Source organism: Acetobacter farinalis (assembly GCF_011516935.1).
GTDB lineage: Bacteria > Pseudomonadota > Alphaproteobacteria > Acetobacterales > Acetobacteraceae > Acetobacter > Acetobacter farinalis.
The window spans coordinates 1-3,082 of the sequence record NZ_WOTF01000050.1 but is presented as its reverse complement, the minus strand read 5'-3'; the positions used below and the strand labels follow the sequence as shown (position 1 = coordinate 3,082).

Annotated in this window: 4 protein-coding genes and 1 pseudogene; 4 read left to right on the top strand and 1 reads right to left on the bottom strand. The window is 56.8% G+C overall.

Annotation, left to right across the window (positions count from 1 at the left end; genetic code table 11):
• Positions 1 to 96: pseudogene (locus GOB82_RS13035) on the top strand (IS5/IS1182 family transposase); the annotation flags it as partial.
• A gap of 15 nt (positions 97 to 111) precedes the next feature.
• Here the strand turns inward: GOB82_RS13035 and GOB82_RS13030 are convergent.
• Positions 112 to 567: a hypothetical protein gene (locus tag GOB82_RS13030; RefSeq protein WP_166123743.1), complete on the bottom strand. Its 456-nt coding sequence runs from the start codon at positions 565 to 567 to the stop codon at positions 112 to 114.
• 207 nt (positions 568 to 774) lie between these two features.
• Between GOB82_RS13030 and GOB82_RS13025 the strand changes: the two genes are divergently transcribed.
• The 3 genes from GOB82_RS13025 (at position 775) to GOB82_RS13015 (ending at position 2,990) form a co-directional block, all read left to right on the top strand.
• Complete coding sequence (locus GOB82_RS13025; RefSeq protein ID WP_166123741.1) at positions 775 to 2,112, top strand: MobA/MobL family protein; 1,338 nt, start codon at positions 775 to 777, stop codon at positions 2,110 to 2,112.
• 188 nt (positions 2,113 to 2,300) lie between these two features.
• Positions 2,301 to 2,519, top strand: a complete 219-nt coding sequence (locus tag GOB82_RS13020; protein ID WP_166123739.1) for a hypothetical protein — start codon at positions 2,301 to 2,303, stop codon at positions 2,517 to 2,519.
• Positions 2,520 to 2,651: 132 nt separating this feature from the next.
• Positions 2,652 to 2,990, top strand: a complete 339-nt coding sequence (locus GOB82_RS13015; RefSeq protein ID WP_242007418.1) for a hypothetical protein — start codon at positions 2,652 to 2,654, stop codon at positions 2,988 to 2,990.
• Positions 2,991 to 3,082 lie beyond the last annotated feature (92 nt).

The following is a 3,082-nucleotide window of genomic DNA, read 5'->3' as shown; positions in this document are numbered from 1 at the left end:
AAACAGTTCCGCGCGATCGCAACCCGCTACGACAAGCTTAAATCAACCTTCCTCGCTGCGGTGCAGTTCGCCTCAATCATCATACTGCTTAACTGACGACACGCTGTAGGATTAACGTTTCTTCTTCTCCTTGGCGATGATCTCTCGCGCATGCTCCAGATAGGTCTCGGATATATTGGGGAAAGGATTTTTGGGATCGGTTCCGGCCAGTCTTTCTTTCACCATGAGTAGTGCCGCGAGCAGGCGCTCTCGATTGCCTTCAGGCAATTTGGCCGCCCGGACTGTGGTTCCCAGGAGAACAAGCTTGTGTGCTCTTTGCGCGCGTGCCCGATCGTCAAAGCGTTTTTCGACTTTTGCTGCACGGGCAGCAGACTCGCGAGCATCAGCGCGAAGACGTTCGGCCTCAAGAAGGGCGAGCAGAGTTTCCTTATCGATCGATGTTAATTCGGTGAGCGCTAGAATTTCCCTGATTTTTCTGCGACGGCCCTTGAGCACCGAAATATCAGCGGCCGCAATTTCGGCGATGAGCGCCTGATTTTTTGGGTGTCCCCAATTATTCTGAGCCACTGGATCGTCCTCCGAACGGAAAGTGATTCGCATCCCTATTTTACCAGTGATCGGTGAAATTAAATCCGAAAAGGCACGCTAGTGACTTGATAAAATCCTCCCGCCTTCGGCTCCGGATTTGATAAAGTCGCGTGATGGGGGAAACCCCCATACCCCGGCCTGCGGCATGCCAGCGTTTTGTGTCTTTTTATCTTCGGAAAGAGGCCCATGGAGACAACAGCGCACTTCCATTTTCGCCTTAAAAATTTCGGCCCAAGTGCCCTGCGCGATCGCGTGGATTACATTACCCGCACGGGAGCCTACCGGGATCGGGAGGATCTCGTCGCCGTTGAGTCCGGCAATCTTCCGGCCTGGGCGACCTCCGCCATGATGTTCTGGGATGCGGTGGAACGGCGGGAAACCGGAAACGCCGCCGACTCATTCATTCTCGCCGTACCACGCAATTTGAGTCCGGAAGCCGTCGCGCGACTGCGGGAGCGCTTCGGCCAGACGCTGGCGCAGGGCCGTCCCTATACGCTTGCGGAGCATTGTGACGTTGCCCGCGATTTCGAAGAAAACCGGCACTTTCATGCCCTCGTCAGTCCGCGAACGCTCGATAGTTTCAACCGGTCGGAGGCCCAGTTCTTTGCACGGTATCGACCAAAACACCCGCGCTCGGGCGGAGCCCGGAAGAACACGCGCAAGGGACCGAAAAAGGAACGAGAGAAGATCGTCTTCGGCATCCGCGAGCAATGGGCGTCCGAGCTCAACCGGGAACTCGAGGCTGCGGGTCTGCCTCTGGTCGACCCAAGATCTCTGAGCGACCAAGGGATCGACCGGAAACCGATCAGGCGTCAAAACCCCGAAGCCCTCGTCCGCGCCCGTGAGGTCCAGGGCCGGGCACGCGGTGCCGCATTCAAATTGAGGATGGCCGCGAAACAGGCGGAGGCGCGAGCCGACGCCATAGTCATGATACGCGAGACGCCCCTCCAGGCAAGAACGCGCTGGGATCATCAGGACGAGTTCGCGCGTATGCTGGACAAGGTTCGCCGCAAAAAGGCGGTAGAACTGGCCAGACAAACGAAGGAACGGATCGCTCAGTCGACACGCGGGGACGATGCCGTCGTTCTTCAAGCCAGGGAGCGGGCTCAGGCATTGTTCGATGCACGGCTGAGGCGCCCCGAGGAACTTGAGCGCCTGATCCGGCATTACGGTTGTGCCCCACCTGGCGCCGCCACTCTCCGCATCAACATGCCGCAACGGCTCGGCGCCATCATTCCGGAGGTTCTTCTGGACTCAGTCCATATTCCGGATCCCAGGATCTACAATCATGTGGTGGTAGGGCATGTCGCGATCGAAAGACTGGCCCGAAACCTCTCCCGCGCTTCCCAGACGACGATCGAAGAGACGCTCAAAATCATTGTTCATCATGGCCTCGAGCCCGTGCCCGACCGACGGGCTGTCAAGAATGCGCAGCAGGGACGCGACGCTGTATCGCGATCACAGAATGAAATCGAACGGCAAGCCGCCACAGGAAAAGCTAGAGGATGGGATATAGATTTTTAATATTTGTATTTTTTATTCTTTTATCTTGATGGTTACTTATGACGATTTGAGCGGTGGTTCGAGGGTTCTTATCTTTTCTCCTCATGAGGTCTCATACCCGTAATTCCCCAGAGGATTTTTACCTTCTGACGTGTATCGGTCGTGGGGGTGTGAGCCTCGTTCCTCCAATATCGAACGAGAAAATCTTCATGTCTCAACACATCGTCTTATCGTCCCGCATGGAAGCGGACATCATGCAGATCGCCGCATTACACGGCCTTCTGGATTTCGCGCTCAGCGAATGTTTGGCTGGCAATGACGTCGACGGCACGGTCCTCGAAGGGGCCGTCGTGCTGACGCGTCACATCCGCCGAAAGTTCAGGCACCTGACCAACGCACTCCTGAGCCGTGAGGCCGTGATGCCGTAAAACGCGACTGAGCGCTGCACGCCAGACCAGTGGCAGGCTTGCCGTCACCTTATCGTCTTCCCTTACATTCCGCGCGCTTTTGCATCGGGCTCATGGACCCGAGGGAGACGTGCGCCCTTTTGGATTATCCTCATGATCAACGACCATCTAAACAATGCCCTCCCGAACTGGGTCTCCCGCACTCTTTTCCGCGACGAGGATCTGGACCGCTATGCCGTTCTGTCAAAGGAGCTTCTCGTCACGCCGACGCAACAGATGCTTGAGTTCTGCGATGGCGGTCGCACTCTGGTCGACCGCTACAACCGCGACAAGCCTCTGTGGAAGGCTTTCCGTCAGGCCGTGACCCAACGCCATCCGACGTTGCCGGCCTGGCAGGGCGACGTCCGGATCAAAGGCTATCGCATTGAATCCATCGTCGAGCTCGCCGTCTATCGCCGGATCGAGCGCATCTGTCGTAAGCTTCCGGAGTGAGACGCCTTGTTGAGTTTATAGTGTGGTGATGTGTTCTGTTCATGACAGAGCGATCAGAACAGAATGATGCTGTCGCAGCGACATTCGCTGCG

What these genes read in the sequence shown, in the direction of transcription:
- GOB82_RS13015 (WP_242007418.1), top strand. Translation starts at nt 2,652, where the DNA reads ATGATCAACGACCATCTAAACAATGCCCTCCCGAACTGGGTCTCCCGC.
- GOB82_RS13025 (WP_166123741.1), top strand. Translation starts at nt 775, where the DNA reads ATGGAGACAACAGCGCACTTCCATTTTCGCCTTAAAAATTTCGGCCCA.
- GOB82_RS13020 (WP_166123739.1), top strand. Translation starts at nt 2,301, where the DNA reads ATGTCTCAACACATCGTCTTATCGTCCCGCATGGAAGCGGACATCATG.